General features: G+C 42.2%; 21 protein-coding genes and 1 pseudogene. 14 read left to right on the plus strand and 8 right to left on the minus strand.

Features of this window, described 5'->3' with window-relative positions; all coding sequences use genetic code 11:
- The first annotated feature begins 302 nt into the window (after positions 1–302).
- The 14 genes and pseudogenes from ACFQ0C_RS04870 to ACFQ0C_RS04935 all read left to right on the plus strand — a co-directional run bounded on the left by ACFQ0C_RS04870 (position 303) and on the right by ACFQ0C_RS04935 (position 10725).
- Positions 303–929 (plus strand): 5-formyltetrahydrofolate cyclo-ligase, encoded by a 627-nt coding sequence (locus ACFQ0C_RS04870; RefSeq protein ID WP_258217497.1) that lies wholly within the window; start codon positions 303–305, stop codon positions 927–929.
- A gap of 51 nt (positions 930–980) precedes the next feature.
- On the plus strand, positions 981–1481 hold the full coding sequence (gene moaC / locus ACFQ0C_RS04875) for a cyclic pyranopterin monophosphate synthase MoaC (protein WP_308862386.1): 501 nt from the start codon (positions 981–983) through the stop codon (positions 1479–1481).
- A gap of 41 nt (positions 1482–1522) precedes the next feature.
- Entirely contained in the window at positions 1523–2026 is a 504-nt protein-coding gene (mog, locus tag ACFQ0C_RS04880; protein WP_258217498.1) for a molybdopterin adenylyltransferase, read from the plus strand.
- The gene (locus ACFQ0C_RS04885; RefSeq protein ID WP_379364475.1) at positions 2013–3017 is read left to right on the plus strand and encodes a molybdopterin-binding protein; all 1005 of its coding nucleotides are present in this window, start codon (positions 2013–2015) and stop codon (positions 3015–3017) included. The genes mog and ACFQ0C_RS04885 overlap by 14 nt, the downstream gene beginning before the upstream one ends.
- Before the next feature lie 63 nt (positions 3018–3080).
- Positions 3081–3437: a twin-arginine translocase TatA/TatE family subunit gene (gene tatA, locus ACFQ0C_RS04890; RefSeq protein ID WP_379364477.1), complete on the plus strand. Its 357-nt coding sequence runs from the start codon at positions 3081–3083 to the stop codon at positions 3435–3437.
- A 48-nt stretch (positions 3438–3485) separates the two neighbouring features.
- The gene (tatC, locus tag ACFQ0C_RS04895; RefSeq protein WP_379364572.1) at positions 3486–4238 is read left to right on the plus strand and encodes a twin-arginine translocase subunit TatC; all 753 of its coding nucleotides are present in this window, start codon (positions 3486–3488) and stop codon (positions 4236–4238) included.
- A gap of 309 nt (positions 4239–4547) precedes the next feature.
- Positions 4548–4829, plus strand: coding sequence for a co-chaperone GroES (groES, locus tag ACFQ0C_RS04900; protein ID WP_258217502.1), 282 nt, complete (start codon positions 4548–4550; stop codon positions 4827–4829).
- Between the two features lie 157 nt (positions 4830–4986).
- Complete coding sequence (groL, locus tag ACFQ0C_RS04905) at positions 4987–6627, plus strand: chaperonin GroEL (RefSeq protein WP_258217503.1); 1641 nt, start codon at positions 4987–4989, stop codon at positions 6625–6627.
- A 220-nt stretch (positions 6628–6847) separates the two neighbouring features.
- Positions 6848–7462, plus strand: coding sequence for a hypothetical protein (locus ACFQ0C_RS04910; RefSeq protein WP_379364480.1), 615 nt, complete (start codon positions 6848–6850; stop codon positions 7460–7462).
- A gap of 183 nt (positions 7463–7645) precedes the next feature.
- Positions 7646–7789: pseudogene (locus ACFQ0C_RS04915) on the plus strand (C-terminal helicase domain-containing protein); the annotation flags it as partial.
- Between the two features lie 166 nt (positions 7790–7955).
- On the plus strand, positions 7956–8582 hold the full coding sequence (locus tag ACFQ0C_RS04920) for an integrase catalytic subunit (RefSeq protein WP_379364482.1): 627 nt from the start codon (positions 7956–7958) through the stop codon (positions 8580–8582).
- A 35-nt stretch (positions 8583–8617) separates the two neighbouring features.
- Positions 8618–9253, plus strand: coding sequence for a Mu transposase domain-containing protein (locus ACFQ0C_RS04925; RefSeq protein ID WP_379364484.1), 636 nt, complete (start codon positions 8618–8620; stop codon positions 9251–9253).
- A 247-nt stretch (positions 9254–9500) separates the two neighbouring features.
- Positions 9501–10244, plus strand: a complete 744-nt coding sequence (gene istB / locus ACFQ0C_RS04930) for an IS21-like element helper ATPase IstB (RefSeq protein ID WP_379364486.1) — start codon at positions 9501–9503, stop codon at positions 10242–10244.
- Between the two features lie 295 nt (positions 10245–10539).
- Complete coding sequence (locus tag ACFQ0C_RS04935; protein ID WP_379364488.1) at positions 10540–10725, plus strand: hypothetical protein; 186 nt, start codon at positions 10540–10542, stop codon at positions 10723–10725.
- 95 nt (positions 10726–10820) lie between these two features.
- On the opposite strand, the gene ACFQ0C_RS04940 is transcribed toward ACFQ0C_RS04935, so the two are convergent.
- The 8 genes from ACFQ0C_RS04940 to ACFQ0C_RS04975 all read right to left on the minus strand — a co-directional run bounded on the left by ACFQ0C_RS04940 (position 10821) and on the right by ACFQ0C_RS04975 (position 17167).
- Positions 10821–11096, minus strand: a complete 276-nt coding sequence (locus ACFQ0C_RS04940; protein ID WP_379364574.1) for a DDE-type integrase/transposase/recombinase — start codon at positions 11094–11096, stop codon at positions 10821–10823.
- Complete coding sequence (locus ACFQ0C_RS04945; RefSeq protein ID WP_379364490.1) at positions 10988–11251, minus strand: IS3 family transposase; 264 nt, start codon at positions 11249–11251, stop codon at positions 10988–10990. Before ACFQ0C_RS04945 ends, ACFQ0C_RS04940 begins: the two co-directional genes overlap by 109 nt.
- Positions 11220–11744, minus strand: a complete 525-nt coding sequence (locus ACFQ0C_RS04950; protein ID WP_379364492.1) for a transposase — start codon at positions 11742–11744, stop codon at positions 11220–11222. Before ACFQ0C_RS04950 ends, ACFQ0C_RS04945 begins: the two co-directional genes overlap by 32 nt.
- Before the next feature lie 118 nt (positions 11745–11862).
- Positions 11863–12957: an acyltransferase family protein gene (locus ACFQ0C_RS04955; RefSeq protein WP_379364494.1), complete on the minus strand. Its 1095-nt coding sequence runs from the start codon at positions 12955–12957 to the stop codon at positions 11863–11865.
- A 780-nt stretch (positions 12958–13737) separates the two neighbouring features.
- A complete protein-coding gene (locus tag ACFQ0C_RS04960) occupies positions 13738–15537 on the minus strand; it encodes a hypothetical protein (protein ID WP_379364496.1) in 1800 nt (599 codons plus the stop codon).
- Positions 15525–15920: a divergent PAP2 family protein gene (locus tag ACFQ0C_RS04965; protein ID WP_379364498.1), complete on the minus strand. Its 396-nt coding sequence runs from the start codon at positions 15918–15920 to the stop codon at positions 15525–15527. Before ACFQ0C_RS04965 ends, ACFQ0C_RS04960 begins: the two co-directional genes overlap by 13 nt.
- 9 nt (positions 15921–15929) lie before the next feature.
- Positions 15930–16823, minus strand: a complete 894-nt coding sequence (locus ACFQ0C_RS04970; protein ID WP_379364500.1) for a decaprenyl-phosphate phosphoribosyltransferase — start codon at positions 16821–16823, stop codon at positions 15930–15932.
- A 14-nt stretch (positions 16824–16837) separates the two neighbouring features.
- Positions 16838–17167: a DMT family transporter gene (locus tag ACFQ0C_RS04975; RefSeq protein WP_379364502.1), complete on the minus strand. Its 330-nt coding sequence runs from the start codon at positions 17165–17167 to the stop codon at positions 16838–16840.
- Positions 17168–17592 lie beyond the last annotated feature (425 nt).

Genomic DNA, 17592 nt, shown 5'->3' on the forward strand with positions numbered 1-17592 from the left:
TACGGATCTGATTAGCAAATAGATAGGATGAGGTTATGAGAAGGGCTGCCGAGATATTGACGGGGTCCTTTTTCGTATTTGGTGAAATAGGTAAAAAAGAATTCTGGCTGTCAGAGCCTCAAGCTTTCAGGTGTTTTTAGACGTATCCTTACTTAAACTCGTTATTTTAGCTGTTTTTATGGTATATTAAAAAATAAAGGTATTTTTAGACTTCATTTCTCACCAAAATTTGCTATTAAGCATAGCTCAGCATTAAAATGTTCTTAATCACGTTACCGACCCCACCAAAGAGAGGCCGTATCATGAATATCAAAGAATGGAAAATCGAGCTACGCCGCAAAGCGGAGGCTGAACGGAATGCTTTGACGCCATCCGAGCGGAGTGTAAAATCCAAGCGGATTAACGAATTATTAATCAAAAGAATAAGTGATGTCCTGGATTCCCGGGTTAAGCTGGGACGCAGACCGACTCTTTTTACCTACATGCCGGTGAAATCCGAGGTTGATGTAACTCCGGTGATGGAAGCTTGCTGGTTAAAGCGTTACCGAGTTTTGGTACCTAAGGTTCAGCCGGAGCAAAAACTGAAGCTCTTCGAAATTCGCTCCCACTCGGATTTGGAGAAAGGGACTTGGGGAATTTTGGAGCCGGTTCCTGATGCGGAATTTCTGACTGATATTCGCCAGATTGATGCTGCGCTTGTACCTGGGCTGGCTTTTGATCTTGATCTGGGGCGCCTTGGTTATGGGGGCGGTTATTACGACCGGTTTATGCAGCAGTATGTACGTGCTGGATTCATTAGGCCTTATATTATTGCGGGCGCATTCGATTTACAGCTTATTGAGGAAGTTCCGATGGGCTTGTTCGATTTCCGGCTGGACGAACTTATTACAGAGCAAAGAACGGTTCGGGCTGCTAAGACCACGAAGTAAAGCCGATGATAAGCTGTGTCTGCACCATTCGTACGAGAGGAGAGCTGCACCGTGTCTGATATTGATGTTAGCCGGCTAACCCATTTTAATGAACAAGGCAGAGCCCGTATGGTTGATATCTCTGACAAGCAGGAGACGAGTCGGAGCGCAACTGCGCGAACTATAGTTACCATGATGCCTTCTACATTGCAGTTGATTAAGCAAGGCAAGATTGGTAAAGGAGATGTTCTTGCTGTTTCTCAGGTGGCAGCGATTATGGCTGCGAAGAAAACTTCCGATTGGATTCCAATGTGTCATCCGCTAATGCTAACTGGGGTAGACGTCCGCTTTTCCGATAATGAACAAGATGAATTATACATAGAAGCTACTGTCAGAACCAAAGGGCAAACCGGTGTCGAAATGGAGGCTCTCACAGCCGTTTCTGCTGCCGCATTAACCGTTTATGACATGTGCAAGGCGGCGGAGAAGACGATGCAGATCGGTCCAACGCTGCTGCTTAATAAATCAGGAGGAAAAAACGGTGACTTTCACAGAAAAGACACCGATTTGTAATAACTTTACGATACAATGGACCCATGGAGAGGAGTAAGCTTATGCGTTGGAAAGTGGCGATTTTGACGGCAAGCGATCGAGGATCCCTTGGAGAGCGAGAAGATACAAGCGCCCAAGTCATTCGGGAGCTCATTGAAGAGGAAATCAATGGGGAAATTATCGAATATCGGGTCGTGCCGGATGAGAAAGATGAAATTATGGCTGCGCTCATAGAAATGACCGATTATTTCAAGGTCGATTTGATTCTTACTACGGGTGGAACAGGACTTGCGCTGCGTGATGTGACTCCGGAGGCCACATTGAGTGTCATAGACCGTCAAGCACCGGGATTTGCCGAGGCCATGCGGATGATATCGATGAAGAAATCGCCTCGTGCCATGCTCTCACGCGCTGTATCGGGAATTCGCGGCAGAACGTTAATAATAAATCTGCCTGGAAGTCCGAAGGGTGTGTCTGAAAATTTGGCTGCCATTATGGAGCAGCTTCCTCATGCTCTGGGTATACTGACTGGACGCGAAGGGGATCATGGCTATGAAGAAGCTTGATTCCATGCTTCGCGAGGTGAAAGTAGAAGAAGCGATAGGCAAGGTTCTGGCTCATGATTTGACGCAAATTATCCCTGGAGCGTTCAAGGGACGCTTATTTACAAAAGGCCATGTCATTACTAAACAGGACATTCCCGCTCTGCTCAGTATCGGCAAGGAGCACATCTATGTTATTGCGATGGAGGAAGGCTGGCTGCATGAGGATGAAGCCGCAATCCGTTTGGCTCGCGCTGCTGCGGGAGCCAATGTGTCATTGACGGAGCCGCATGAGGGCAAGGTTTCCTTAAAGTCGACCATTCATGGACTGGTCAAAATCAATAAGTCATTGGTTGACGCAGCTAACTCTATAGATCAGGTGGTCATGTCCACGCTGAAATCGAATACAGTTGTTAAGCAGGGTCAAGTTCTAACCGGAACCCGCGTTATTCCGCTTCTTGTTGAGGAGGAAAAGGTGCAGCAGGTGGAGCAGCTTGCTGTAACACCATTGGTTGAAGTTAAGCCGTTTCGTCCTCTCCGTGTAGGCTTGATTACTACGGGCAGCGAGGTATATAAGGGCCGAATTCAAGATAAATTCGGGCCTGTTGTTCGTGATAAGGTAGCGGCATTAGGCTCTGAGATTATAGAGCAGCGATTGACGCCAGACGAAAGCGATACAATTGTTAATGAAATTCGCTATTTTTTGGAGGAGCGGAAGGTCGACCTGATCTTGGTAACCGGCGGCATGTCGGTGGATCCGGATGATCGGACACCGGGAGCAATTAAGCAGGCAGGAGCACGGATAGTCAGCTACGGCACTCCGATGCTTCCTGGGTCTATGCTGCTTATGGGCTATCTGGGTGATTCGGAGGTGCCTATCATGGGTCTACCGGGTTGTGTGATGCACGACCCCTATACTTCGTTCGACGTGCTATTACCGCGTATTTGCGCAGGAGAAGTTATTGTGCGTGAAGATATTACGGAGCTGGGGTACGGAGGCTTGTACTACTGTTAGAGTATAGGCTTAGGCTGAAGTACTGTTTGCCAAAAGCCTCATAGAAAGGAGTTGTTACAACAAATGAGCTTAAGTCATATGTTGTTGATTGCCGTTGTTGTGCTGGTCTTATTCGGGCCGAGCAAGCTTCCCGAGCTGGGGAGAGCCATAGGCAAGACGATGCGCGAGTTTAAGAAAGGCGCTCAAGACTTGATGGAGGACGTTCATGCGTCAGCGCCTCAAGAAGAGCGTAAGGATGTTACGCCACGGCCGGCTCCAGATCCAGTATCCGGAATGATGCTTCCGCCTGTAGCGGCTGCACCTGAGCGGCCCGTTCAGCAAGCTCAGCAGGCTCAGACGCAGCAGGAGCAGGGGACCAAGCAGGCTGTTCAGCAAATCCCGCAGGAGAAGCCGGCGGATACACGAAGACTGCCTGAATAAGCTTCACGTTTACCACTTCACAGCTAGGTTGGTGAAACCTTTATGGATATGGATGATGCGATGTCGCTCGTCGAGCATCTGGGTGAGCTTCGCAAACGAATTATTTGGATCATCGTCGTTCTGATTATTGGGATGGTTATCGGGTTGATTTTTGCACAGCCCCTGATCACTTATCTCAAGCAAGTACCTCCGGCGGACGGAATTAGCTGGAACGTGTTTTCCCCTTGGGATGCCATTCGAATGTACATGAATTTTGCATTGGTTACAGGCCTTATTGTTACGCTGCCCTTTGCTTTGTACCAAATCTGGTCCTTTCTGAAGCCGGGGCTGCGTGTAGAAGAGCAGAAAGCGTCTTTGATGTTCGTGCCCTTCGCTTTTATATTATTTCTGATCGGCTTGGCATTTGCGTATTTTGTCGTTTTCAAAATGGCCTTTCTGTTTACATCGAGTATTACGGAGAAGCTGTCGCTTCAAGAGACCTATGGGATCTCGCAATATTTCACGTTTATGTTTAATATTTTGATTCCGATCTCATTGCTGTTTGAGCTTCCTATAGTCATCATGTTTTTAACCAAGCTTCGTATCTTAAATCCTAAACGGCTGCATACTTTGCGTCGTTACGCCTATTTGCTGCTTGTTATTGTAGCGTCCATGATTACCCCTCCCGATGCGGTTTCTGCGATTGTCGTATCCGTGCCTATGATCCTGCTGTATGAGTTCAGTGTGCTGTTATCCGGGGTTGTGTACCGTAAGCAGCTGGCCAAGGATAAAGCTTGGGAGGAAGAATTCGGCGAGAAATAACACCTGGGGTTTACAGTCATTTAAAGGTAGTGCTGATGACTGTGAGCCCATGGTGTTTTTTTTGTTGTAGGAGCGAACAGTCAACGGATTTCTATAAGCAGGATAGGAGTAAAAAACGCTGTGAACGAGTGCGTCGGAGGGCCGTATATTTTACTTTTGGATGGATAGAATGATGGGGGTGTGAAAATTCGGTAAAAGCACTTGCAAATTTGCGGCAAACTGAGTATCATAATAAGTGTTGTTAGCACTTGAGGTATTTGAGTGCTAATGTAAGAAATTTAGAACCATATATAAGGAGGCTATTTTCTAATGATCAAACCTTTAGGTGATCGCGTTGTCATTGAAGCCATTGCTAAGGAGGAAACGACCGCAAGCGGTATTTTTCTACCTGAGACTGCCAAGGAAAAACCGCAAGAAGGTAAAGTTGTAGCGGTAGGCAGCGGCGCACTAAAAGACGGAGAGCGTATTCCGCTTGAAGTTAAGGAAGGCGACCGTATCATTTTCTCCAAATACGCTGGTACTGAAGTTAAATTTGAGGGCCGCGAGCTTCTAATTTTGCGCGAAAGCGACATTCTTGCTGTTCTAGCCTAATTAGGGTTCTTATACCTATAGACGCCTCATCAGCTGCTAATGAAATTAGCGAGCTTATACTTAGACAGGCTCGTCCTTGAAGGACGGTAAGCCGATTCCTTAAGAAGCTAAACGGAACGTTTCCAACATACAATTTATTTTCGGGAGGGTATCACTCATGGCTAAAGATATTAGATTCAGTGAAGACGCTCGCCGCGCAATGCTTCGTGGTGTTGACGCGCTTGCAAATGCTGTAAAAATCACTTTGGGTCCTAAAGGCCGTAACGTTGTTCTTGAGAAAAAATTCGGTAGCCCATTGATCACTAACGATGGTGTTACAATTGCAAAAGAAATTGAGCTTGAAGATGCATTCGAAAATATGGGTGCGCAACTTGTTAAAGAAGTAGCAACCAAAACGAATGATGTAGCCGGTGACGGTACTACAACTGCAACTGTTTTGGCTCAAGCTATGGTTCGCGAAGGCTTGAAAAACGTTACTGCAGGCGCTAACCCAATGGTTATCCGCAAAGGGATCGACAAAGCGGTTAAAGCAGCTGTTGCAGAATTGAAAAGCATTTCCAAAGCTATCGAAGGCAAACAATCCATCGCTCAAGTAGCCGCTATCTCTGCAGCTGACGATGAAGTTGGCCAACTGATTGCTGAAGCTATGGAAAAAGTAGGCAAAGACGGCGTAATTACCGTTGAAGAGTCTAAAGGCTTTGCAACTGAGCTTGAAGTAGTTGAAGGTATGCAGTTTGACCGCGGCTACATCTCTCCATACATGATTACTGATACAGACAAAATGGAAGCTGTATTGGAAAACCCGTACATCTTGATCACAGACAAAAAGATCTCCAACATTCAAGAGATCCTGCCTGTGCTTGAAAAAGTAGTACAACAAGGCAAACCGCTTGTTATCATCGCTGAAGATGTTGAAGGCGAAGCATTGGCAACTCTTGTTGTGAACAGACTTCGTGGAACGTTTACTTGCGTAGCTGTTAAAGCTCCTGGCTTCGGCGATCGTCGTAAAGCTATGCTTCAAGATATCGCTGCTCTAACTGGTGGCCAAGTGATTACTGAGGAACTGGGTCTTGATCTGAAATCCACTACTCCTGATCAATTGGGTTCCGCTCGTCAAGTTCGTGTAACGAAAGAAAACACGATCGTGGTTGACGGTTCAGGCGACAAAAAAGACATCGGCGCTCGTATCTCGCAAATTCGTTCCCAATTGGAAGAAACAACTTCCGATTTCGACAAAGAGAAGCTGCAAGAGCGTTTGGCTAAATTGTCTGGTGGCGTAGCGGTTATCAAAGTCGGTGCAGCTACTGAAACTGAATTGAAAGAGCGCAAGCTTCGTATTGAAGATGCTTTGAACGCAACTCGCGCTGCTGTTGAAGAAGGTATCGTATCCGGTGGTGGTACAGCCCTTGTTAATGTATATGCTGCTGTAGCTGCTGTAAAAGGCAACGACGCTGATGAGCAAACAGGTGTTAACATCGTTCTGCGCGCTCTTGAAGAGCCTGTACGCACAATCGCAGCTAACGCTGGTCAAGAAGGCTCCGTTATCGTTGAGCGCTTGAAAAAAGAAGCTGTAGGCATCGGCTACAACGCTGCAACTGGCGAGTGGGTTAACATGTTCGACGCTGGTATCGTAGATCCGGCTAAAGTTACTCGCTCCGCATTGCAAAACGCAGCATCCGTTGCTGCAATCTTCTTGACAACTGAAGCGGTTATCGCTGATAAACCGGAAAAAGACAAACCAGGCATGCCTGATATGGGCGGCATGGGTGGTATGGGCGGAATGGGCGGCATGATGTAATAAGGGTATCAAACCCTTATTCATCAAGGGTTTCTTTAAGGAGAAACCCGCTTCACCCTCATTTACCTCGTGAAATGGAAAACAAAGAGGCCTCTTTTAAGTTCTTTGAACTTATGAGAGGTCTCTTTGCCATAAAGCCACAAAATTCTGCAAACTTCATGATGTTAATCTAACGAAATAAACAAGCCTATGCTATAATTATTCATGGGAGCGTGATTTCATGGAGGAACTTCTGAACCGAATATTAACTGAATTACAGGACGTCAAATCTTCGGTCAATCGTCTGGAAACCAAAGTAGATCAGCTTGACGTAAAAGTGAATCAAGTGGATGCGAAAGTAGTTCAACTTGACGTAAAAGTGAATCAACTGGATGCGAAAGTAGATCAACTTGACGTAAAAGTGAATCAACTGGATGCCAAAGTAGATCAACTTGACGTAAGAGTGAATCAAGTGGATGCCAAAGTAGGTCAACTTGACGTAAGAATGAATCAACTGGATGCCAAAGTAGATCAACTTGACGTAAGAATGAACCAACTGGATGCGAAAGTAGATCAACTTGACGTAAAGGTGAATCAACTCGATTCAAAAGTGATTCATCTTGAAGCAAGATTTGATCAGCTTGATTTGAAAGTGGATAGACTTGAATTAAAAGTAGATCGCCTTGAAACAAGAGCAGAGCGTCTGGAACGTAGTTTAAGCGAGCAGCATATCGAGAATATTGAAGCGGATAATCGTCTGTTAGAGACCATTCGAACAACGAATGAAAGGCTTGATTTTCAACGCGATAAAATATCTCGAACGGAAGAACAAATATATTTGCTGAAACAAAAGTAATACCTCCTGAAGCTATTAGACTCCTAATAATCCCAACTTGAAATTACCGATATATCGTTTATTTATACCACTAACGTGGAGTTATGAGATAGGCTTCCTGCAATTCATTAGAATTGTGAAGAAGTCTATTTTTGTAGGACCTGTGTAAGGAGAATAGCTTAATAGTCCAAGTTATATAACGTAGCAGGCGGAACCGGACTGAACCTGACTGCGGCGAACCATATCTTTCACTTCGATCATTGGTGGGACCCTGAAGTTGAGAACCAAGCAACAGACCAAGCTTTTCGTATCGGACAAAACAAGGATGTTCAGGTTTATAAATTTGTTGAATACTCCGGAACGAATTGAGCCATCGTTCCGGTGAGTGAGAGCCACCTCTCCAGCCTTTTTGAGCCACCCTTCCGGTAGTGAAAGCCACCACGTTAACCTCCTGCTAGAATGACGCTATCGTTGTCGAAAGACTAGCGCAAATCATTCGTGAGGAGGTCATACAATGACCCAATATCGTGAAATCCTGCGGCTTCATAGTCAAGGGATCAGTCAGTGTAACATCGCTGTCAGTTGCGCCTGCTCGCGCAACACCGTCTCCAAAATCATCCAACGAGCAGAAGAACTTGCAATAGCGTGGCCGTTAGAGAAAGATCTATCGGATGGCGAACTTCGTCAGCGCCTGTTTGCTGAAGTAGAAAAGCAACCCACTCGTAAGCATCCAGACTACGAATACATTCACAGAGAGATGGCCAAGAGCGGCGTAACGCTTAGCTTGCTTTGGAATGAGTATTGCGGGAACTGCCGGTCGAGCCAAGAAATCCCCCTTATGTATTCTCAGTTCTGCCACCACTATCAGCAGTACACCTTGAAGTCGAACGCAACCATGCGTATTCAGCGCAAGCCGGGCGAACAACTTGAAGTGGACTGGGCCGGGCAAACTGTGTCCATCATTGACCGCGAGACGGGCGAGATTGTTACAATGTATGTTTTTGTAGGAGTCCTCGCCTACAGTCAGTACGCTTATGTGGAAGCCTTGGCTTCTCAAGATCAGGAGAGCCGGGTTACCGCCCATATCCATATGTATCAATTCTTCGGCGGGTCCACCCGTTTACTATACCGGACAACCTGAAGACCGGCGTGGACAAAGCATCGGGGTACTCGCCCGTGATCAACAAGATCTACCACGAAATGGCCGAGCATCACAACACCGCCGTCATTCCTGCGCGTGTCCGTAAACCCAAGGACAAGCCTAATGTTGAGGGAGCCGTCGGCGTGGTCTCCACATGGATTTTAGCTGCACTGCGTAAACAACAATGTTTTAGTGCGGTTGAATTAAATCAAGCTATTCGGGAGAAGCTGGACGTCTTAAATGCAAAGCCCCTTCAGAAAAAAGAAGGGAACAGGTGTAGTGTATTTATAACGGAAGAAAAACCGTTTCTACTCCCCTTGCCTGCTACCCCATATGAGTTGGAGACCTGGAAGACCGCCACTGTCCAATTCAATTATCATATAAGTGTGGAGAAAATGCACTACTCGATCCCCTATGAATATATCAAGCATCGGGTAGATGTCCGAATGACACGAAACGTTATTGAGGTCTTCTACAACAATAACCGAGTATGCTCCCACCCAAGGCTCCATGGAAAATCAGGACAATACAGCACCATAGAAGATCACATGCCGGAGAACCATAAGAAATTCATCCAATGGAACGCGAATCGCTTTATCTCTTGGGCGCAAAGTGTTGGTACGCATACCGCTGTTGCCATCCAGGCGAGATCCTCGCTTCCCATAAGGTAGAGCAACAGGGCTATAGAAGTTGCATGGCACTCCTGAAGCTTACCGACAAGTACGGTGTTATTCGTCTTGAAGCAGCTTGTGCCAAAGCGTTATCCTACATACCAAGGCCAAACTTCCAGAGCATCAAAACGATCTTGACTACCGGTCAGGATCGGCTTGAAACGCCACCGGAAACAAAGGAACCATCATCCTCTTCTGAAAACCACGGATTCATACGTGGTGCAGATTATTACGGGAGGGGTTAACCATGGCGCACGAACCTACCTTACGCAAGCTACATGAAATGCGCCTCGTGGCAATGGCGGATTCCTACCAGAATCAATTGTTAGATCCAAACTTCCAAGCCCTGTCGTTTGAAGAATGCTTTGGACTGCTTGTGGATATGGAGTGGTCCAGACGTAAGAACAACCGGCTTTCCTCGTTGATCCGAAAGGCAGATTTTCAGCAAAGTAATGCCTGCATTGAGGACGTTGAATATCTCGCTGATCGAAAACTTGACCGGACACAAATCCTTCGATTGGCAACCGGTGCATACATTCAGGACAAGCTCAATATCATCATCATGGGAGCATCTGGTGCAGGAAAAACCTATCTAGCTTGCGCCTTCGGAATTGCCGCCTGCAGGAACTTCTACCTGGTCAAATATATAAGCTTGCCTGAACTGCTGAATGAGTTGGCAGTGGCACGAGGCGAAGGAATCTATCAGAGAGTGATGAAAACCTACAAGAAGATTCCCTTACTAATCTTGGACGAATGGCTGCTTGTCTCGTTAAAAGAGAGCGAGGCCCGGGATTTGCTCGAAATCGTGGAGGCCCGCCAACAGAAAGGCTCTACCATATTCTGCTCACAGTTCTCTCCAGCCGGTTGGCACGGAAAAATCGGTGAGAGTACATTACCAGATGCTATCCTCGATCGAATTGTGCATTCATCCTACACGATCACGATTGAAGGCCTGGACTCCATGCGTAAACGCAAAGGACTTATAAACTAACCATTCATACTTTATACGGGAGCTGCCGTAGACTGGTGGCTCCTACCTCCGGAAGTGTGGCTCATTTTTCCCGGAGGACTGGCTCACTATCACCGGAACGATGGCTCTATTTCATCGAAATATTCATTTGTGACCTTGTGCACTTTGGAGGAACGGATCGATGAGGTGATTGAACGCAAGCAGGGGCTCAGCCAACAGATTATCGGGACTAGGGAGAATAGGTTACAGAAATGTCTACAGACGAGCTTAGAGAGCTATTTGCGCTGCGACAAGATACATTGGGGAAGTGAGGTGGATGGTCAAATGGAGGGAAGTCTGCCAAAACAAGCTGATGGGCAACTTAACGGGGGTGGTGAAAAGCAGGACTAGCTATGGGAAAGTAACAGAGATGGAAAAAGCAGAGCAATCTGCTGAACCCATTAATGTGATGAAAGAAGATCAGGCAGCTGAGAGAGCAGGTAAAGAAAGAGCGTGGGTCTAAAAAAAAAAAAGCTGCTCATGTCGAGGATTTTACGTTACAGTTTAGCCTAGACACAAGCCCTCACATTAAGGATATGTCTCCCGCAGTGGCAGAACTTATACTCTGCCTTGTCTGCTGCGGTTAAGGAGCAGTATGTAATGCTCCCCATTGTCAAGACACGAAATTTTAAGGAATAAGTTATGTACTCCCTTTCGGCTAAATGCACGTTTGAGACACCTGAGAACGAAGCCCTTCTCAAGAGTACAGGAAAGCTCATAATCAATCACTTTGCGGCTGTACCAGTCGATGATGTTGAATAGGTACATGAAGCCTTTGCCCATCCGTAGATAGGTGATGTCAATCCCCAGACGTGGTTCGGCCGGTCGATCGATAAGCCGCGAAGCAAATAGGGACGCACATACTTGGAGTGGAATCGTTTGCTCAAGTTCGGTTTTGGATAGATCGCTTCGAGTCCCATGTTCTGCATGAGACGGCGTAGACGGTTACGATTGATCTCAAAGCCTTGGTCTCGAAGGAATCGGGTCATACGCCGATAACAGAAGTAAGGGGTGTTTCATATAGAGTTCATCGATCCGATGCATGATCTGGACATTCGCTTCGCTTTCACGTTTCTCGTTACTGTGGCGATAGAGGCTTGTTCTGTTCACGCTCAGTAGATCCGCCTGGCGCTTCATAGTGATCTCCGTGTTGTTACGCTCCACCATTGCTTTTCGGGCTTCTAGAGGTTCATTTGAGGCCAGATTTTTTTTGAGCCAATCGACCTCCACTGTGAGTTGGCCAACCAGCTTTTCTAGATGCTCTTGCTTGCTCTCGTACTCCTTTTTCAGTTTGTCAGCTTCACCGATCTTCTTCTCAAAGACCAAGGAAGCACGCTCAAGAAACTCAGCCTTCCACCGGCTAACCATAACCGGACTCATTTCGTACTTAGCAGCTATTTCGTTCACGGTCTGCTCCTCCCTGAGGACCTCCAGCACAACCTTCGTCTTAAACTCTGAGGTATATCGGTTCCGTTTTTCCATGCTCTTACAATAATTTATTTTTTCCCTCCAGTGTCTCAAACTATGGGAGCATTATACTCACGCTCTCTTTTTAATAATCTATTTGCGAATAATAGTTCAAAATCAATGACACACTAGTTTACTTTGTATATTTTTTTCTTAGTTCTAAGAATGGTTTTTCAATAATATTAAAAGTTAAAAATGAAATTAGAATGCTGGCTGGAATTACAATCAATAAAGAATTTAACATAGCACTTTTTGTAGCGTTCATCCACGTATGGAAAAAGACCTGATGCTTCAAACAAATGGTAAGAATTGAGACATGCAGTAAATACATGGAGTAACTTACATCGCCAATTTTTGAAAGGAATTTTTGTATTGCATTTGAATTGACTAGAAACACTTTATTGTAAGCAACAAGAAAAAGAGCCCACACTAAACCCTCGATAGTTGGCCATATGATTTTCCAATCACTCTCAACGGGCCATCCACCGAGATTATTGAATACCCAAATTGTTATCCCCAAAATAAAGATGGATAGCATCAGTAAATAAAACCAAAGTTTCTTCTTATTATTAGATTTAATAAATAAAACAGCTGATATCATACCTATGAGAAATTGATCAAATCTACCAATAATTGTCCAGTATGATAAGTCCCTTATACTTGTCTCTACATTTAGCAAAACAATAGAGAGCCTAAAAACAACCATTAATAAAATAACATAGACAATATACTTAACGCCATATTTTTGCAAGAAAACAAGTAAAAAAGGAAACACGAGATAGAATTGGAATTCTACTGATATTGCCCAAAATACTTGAGTAAAAACTCCTTGATTAAAAGGATGGTGAATGTCTTGAAATTGAAATAAAATTTGTATCACAGATAAAAATGAAGCATTGTCTTTATAGATATATATAGATATGAAAAGTAAAAAAACGAACAACGGGTAAATTCTTAACAATCTGTTTCTAATAAACGAAAGGTATTTTATTTCCTTATCGTACATTCCATAGGTGAAAATAAATCCACTTAAAACCATAAACAAAGCAACGGCAGTATGACCTTCAAATATCATAGCCGTGACTGGATTACTTGCGATAATCCAACCTTCGCTATTTGCAAAAATGTTTGTGTAGCGATGAGAACTATGGTACATAATGATGAGAAATGCAGCGAATGCACGTAAATGATCTGTTCCTGGAAGATATTTAGTATTAATCGTTTTCACATTAAACTCCTTTTCATCTGTTTTCTCACGATTTTATCAACAACTAAAAATTTTGTCGATATAATAATATTAAATCTGTTTGACAATCAGACTATTATAGGGTGATTAAATCTAGGGACAAGTGCCGAAACATATGTTCATATTTTCAGAATAAAGATAATGGCCGTAAAGTCAAAGAAATGTAAAATATTTATGTACTAAGGACGATGTGATACTTTGTCCATCTAAAGGACTAACGCCATAAACATCTTTTTCAACTGAGTTGAGCTGTCGAAATCGAATGTATATCAAACTATTTTAGAATTATTGGGGAAAAGACCAGTCAGCAATTTCCCGAGATACTCTCGCTGTGAGTTTCAGATTGTAAGAATTTTAAATACTATTAAGTCTTATGTTTTTAACATATTTCGCTTGTCGTTATCATCTCGAGATAATATAGAACCTTCTATCTAGCAAAAATAAGGTATTCTTGTTCCATGTGATGAATCTTTCAGATGGATTTAGGATCTTCTTTTGCAAGTTTGTCCACAGAACGCTTTTGAAATGGAAATTAGGAAAATTAAGGGGGCAATTAATTACGATGAATTAAGGAATGCATTATAAGAACACGCAAAGAAAAAGGCTAACATACTGTATTTGCATAATATGGGGCAAAATAAATTGTCGGATGGTTGTGTATTTTCATCAGGATGAATCAGTGAAAAATGTGATAGAAAAAGTACTTGCGTAAATCGAGCAAAGGATTATCGGCATTATGCCGATAATCCTTGTTAAAAACATCTAATTTTTTGCTAATTCTATATTCTTTACATTAAATCTAATATCTAAATCTCCACCATTATTGTCATCATTTGCAATTATTGTTAATTTATTGAACATATAAAGATCTGCTTCAAATCTAACTTTACGATGATCTATTGGAATGACATCTTTAAAAACTAATTGATCATTAAGTCTAATCTCACAATCCCGATTTTTCCTGTAACTTGCAATATCCAAGGTTATATAAACTTTTTCCTTCTTTCCTGTACTGAAATATGTATTTGATTGTTGTTTTGACCATCTGAACAATTCCTTATTCAATTCCATACCTGTCCACCCACTATCGAAAAACTGCATTCCACTGAATTTGAATATGCTATTGTTTGCAGTTGAAGTGCCTAGTGAATGTACAAAATTTTGTCCAGAAAGAACAACACGACCATTTTGATATTTTATCTTTCCATCTTCCACTGTTAAAATTTTGCGAATTCCGGATTCATTAGACACACCAATGGGAAGATATTTCTTAGCATCATTGGGACCTATTTCTTCTCCGATAATTCTTTCAATAAACAATTCATCTGGAGGATTGTAGAGTGCCGGAGTTTTAGCCATTACAAATTTTGCAACGCTTGAAAACAACATATAGTTAAACTGTTTGTATGTAGCAATACAATAAACTGTAATCGATCCTGTTGAAAAGATAAAAGCAACAAGAAAAATAATAAGTCTCTGTCGGCTTAATTTAGTTATGAAAGACAATGATCCTACGATTGCTAGGGGGATCATCCATACAGCATAACGATTTATGTAAGCCATAGCGCTATTCCAATTCACCTGAGCAGAACAGACTAACGCCACAAGGAAGATTAAGACAATAAAATTGATTGCTTGAATATCTTTTTTATAGACCAAAAACATAAGAACGAGTAGTAATAAAGGTATGTATAAAAATAGTCCCATGTTCAAATCAAAAAGTAAGTTTAAGGCCCTATCTAGACTAATGCCATTCGTTGCTTTTTCTCCAATCAAACTAAACACACTATAATGCCAGTAAAACCATAGGTAAGGGAATAAGACAGATGAACAGCTAAAAAAAGTCCACAAGAAATTAATTTGGACCTTTTTTAGTTTTATAGATTTAATTATTTCTTTCAGTCCGAAATAGGCTGTGATTATTGCAATTGCAGGATTTTGAAATGACGCTATTGCCGATAAAGCACATGCAAGTGTTCTCTTTTCGTCTAACCATGCAAGCAAAGAAATGTAAAGAATTACATAGCTATATACTTCGGGGTTCGTATAGTTAAAATACAAGACAATTGGATTAAATATAAGGCTAGAAGATAGCCAGATTTTTAGATTATCTGATAGTTTTGAAACGAATAGTGTCCAATAAAAAGCAAAAAGGAACAGCAAACAATTTGTAATTTGAAATGAAGACAATAAATTTAAATTGAATATTTTCAAAATCATGTATACTGGTGTGCAAAGCAACGAATAAAACCAAAAATGAAAAGAATAATAGCGGCTCTTTTTGTCTTGATAATAACCAGGGAACTCACTATTTAATTTGTCATTATTAGCACTTGCTATTGATTGAGAAATATTTCGATCCAATTCGGTTAATTCAGGTGTGAAATGGTTAGCAAATGATACCGTCATGGCTAAGTATTCCAAACCATCTGCATTTCTTTTAGGAGGCGACATAAATGACCAAATTAGAATCAGAATGGCTATAAGAAGAAACACGATTTTCTTTTTGTTAATTGATACTATAAATGGACTTTCAATCTTTGTTGTTTTTATATTAGCCAAAATAGTACACTCCCGACGATGAACCCGAGGACTAAACCGCCCAACACTTCGAATTTTGTATGACCCATTTTTTCTCTTAGCCTCAGTTCCGTTCTCAATTTATTTAGTTCCGCTGCATGCGAACCAACAGCTCGCCTTAAACCGGTTGCATCGATAATGATGATGAATAAAACAGAAACGCCCAGTCCCAAAATTGGACTATTTAACCCTTCTATCCAACCAATATAAGTAATTGTAGTCATTATGATCGATGTGTGAGTGCTTGGAAATCCACCGTTGCCGATTCTGTTTTTAGCATCGGATCCAAAACGAATATAGTTAACACAAAATTTCAAAATACCGGATATAAGCCAGCCAATAAATGGAGCGAGAATATAGATCATGATGTTCCTCTATTCAAAGTAATATAGTATGATAAGAACGGATAAAGTATAAAGAACCACAGTTATGAGAACAGGCTTGTCCTCAAACAAAAGTTTGTCTGGACTACCACCTTTGCCTTCGACATGAATCAAGTAAAGGTAACGGAATATACCATAAATGACGAAAGGAATAGTCCACATGAGAAAGATAGTTCTTCCTGATGTGAAGGTAAATAGAGCATAACTAATTATAGTGGCAGTAGTCACAATGCTGCTCATTTGATCTAATAGTTCTTTGTTATAAAATTTAAGTACTTTACGATGTATATACTCATTTTCTTGCGAAATAATAAATTCATGCCTTCTCTTACTGATTGCAAGAAATAAAGATAATAGCATGGTGCAAATCAAAAACCATGGAGTTAAATGAACTCCCATAACAAACCCTCCACCAATAGCCCTAAATACAAACCCAGAGGCGACAATCATAACATCGACAATAACCACATGTTTTAGCTTGAAACTGTATGCCACGTTGAACGCGAAAAACAGAGATAAGATTAAACAGAATGGTCTGTTAAGGAAAAAGGCAGCGGTTAATGATGCAATAAGTAATGTCAAGCCGATTGAGATTGCAAGGTGAGGACTTAGTGCGCCAGACGCCATTGGTCTAAAACGTTTTGTCGGATGATTAGAATCGGCTTCACGATCCATGTAATCATTCAATATATAAACGCAAGACGAAATAAAAGAAAATAACAAGAAAGCAATAACCGACTTGTAAAATAAGCTTGTGGTAACCTGATTAATAGAAAATATGAATGCCCCAAAAATTAACATATTCTTAGTCCATTGCTTGGGGCGCATCTGAATAAATATTAGATATAAAACATTTGCTTGATGCTTTGTCGAAGATAGTTGCATAGGTTTTCCTCTCATTATGACTTAGAAATCATGACAACACCTGCTACTATGGTTAATAGGCCAGCACATCGCAGAATCCCGATCGGCTCTTTGAAGACGAAATACGATAAAACAAAAACAAGCACATATCCTAATGAAACCATAGGATATGCAAAGGAGAGTTGTACCTTTGATATAGCAAAAATCCACGTAATAGCAGAAAGTCCGTACAACACAAGTCCAGACATGACATATGGATTTAGGAAGATTTTAATCATAGTTTCTGCTTTACCTGTTCCAATTTTCATCAGAATTTGCGCAAAAGCTCCTAGTAATATTGAAATAAAAATAAAAAAATATGTCAATTTCTCTCCTCAATTCCAATAATTTTGTGTTCATAGCGCTATGTTGTACATTTTACTTTCTTTCCCCACCAGCTTTTCCATCCAATGTTGTTTCCTCTGCAAATTTACCGTGCGGTAAAGACTTAAGCTATTTCTATAACTCAATTTCAATTTCATCATCCGGATCAAAGGTAAATTAACTTGTGGTTATACTTCTTCTGTCCCATGATTTTCCCTACCAATATTATACTGCATTTGGTTAATTAGTTAAATAATATTTGTTCCCATCGGGAGTTTGAAGGGTTTAAGTTTATTCCAATCACCAATCCGCAAGGTATTCGATATCCCGTTCACAGGCGTATATTCTGACCAATGATCAGGGTTATCTGATCAGCCCAGTTGACGCCATTTGATAACCGGACTTGCTTTTGATGGCTGCCGTCGTG

The sequence above is a fragment of the Paenibacillus sp. GCM10027630 genome, from assembly GCF_042676305.1.
Classification (GTDB): domain Bacteria; phylum Bacillota; class Bacilli; order Paenibacillales; family NBRC-103111; genus Paenibacillus_S.

Bases quoted from the DNA above. Each gene is read 5' to 3' on its own strand.
- ACFQ0C_RS04870 (WP_258217497.1), top strand. From the start codon at position 303: ATGAATATCAAAGAATGGAAAATCGAGCTACGCCGCAAAGCGGAGGCT.
- mog (WP_258217498.1), top strand. From the start codon at position 1,523: ATGCGTTGGAAAGTGGCGATTTTGACGGCAAGCGATCGAGGATCCCTT.
- ACFQ0C_RS04885 (WP_379364475.1), top strand. From the start codon at position 2,013: ATGAAGAAGCTTGATTCCATGCTTCGCGAGGTGAAAGTAGAAGAAGCG.
- tatA (WP_379364477.1), top strand. From the start codon at position 3,081: ATGAGCTTAAGTCATATGTTGTTGATTGCCGTTGTTGTGCTGGTCTTA.
- tatC (WP_379364572.1), top strand. From the start codon at position 3,486: ATGGATGATGCGATGTCGCTCGTCGAGCATCTGGGTGAGCTTCGCAAA.
- groES (WP_258217502.1), top strand. From the start codon at position 4,548: ATGATCAAACCTTTAGGTGATCGCGTTGTCATTGAAGCCATTGCTAAG.
- groL (WP_258217503.1), top strand. From the start codon at position 4,987: ATGGCTAAAGATATTAGATTCAGTGAAGACGCTCGCCGCGCAATGCTT.
- ACFQ0C_RS04910 (WP_379364480.1), top strand. From the start codon at position 6,848: ATGGAGGAACTTCTGAACCGAATATTAACTGAATTACAGGACGTCAAA.
- ACFQ0C_RS04920 (WP_379364482.1), top strand. From the start codon at position 7,956: ATGACCCAATATCGTGAAATCCTGCGGCTTCATAGTCAAGGGATCAGT.
- istB (WP_379364486.1), top strand. From the start codon at position 9,501: ATGGCGCACGAACCTACCTTACGCAAGCTACATGAAATGCGCCTCGTG.
- ACFQ0C_RS04935 (WP_379364488.1), top strand. From the start codon at position 10,540: ATGGTCAAATGGAGGGAAGTCTGCCAAAACAAGCTGATGGGCAACTTA.
- ACFQ0C_RS04945 (WP_379364490.1), bottom strand. From the start codon at position 11,251: ATGACCCGATTCCTTCGAGACCAAGGCTTTGAGATCAATCGTAACCGT.
- ACFQ0C_RS04950 (WP_379364492.1), bottom strand. From the start codon at position 11,744: ATGGAAAAACGGAACCGATATACCTCAGAGTTTAAGACGAAGGTTGTG.
- ACFQ0C_RS04965 (WP_379364498.1), bottom strand. From the start codon at position 15,920: ATGATCTATATTCTCGCTCCATTTATTGGCTGGCTTATATCCGGTATT.
- ACFQ0C_RS04970 (WP_379364500.1), bottom strand. From the start codon at position 16,823: ATGCAACTATCTTCGACAAAGCATCAAGCAAATGTTTTATATCTAATA.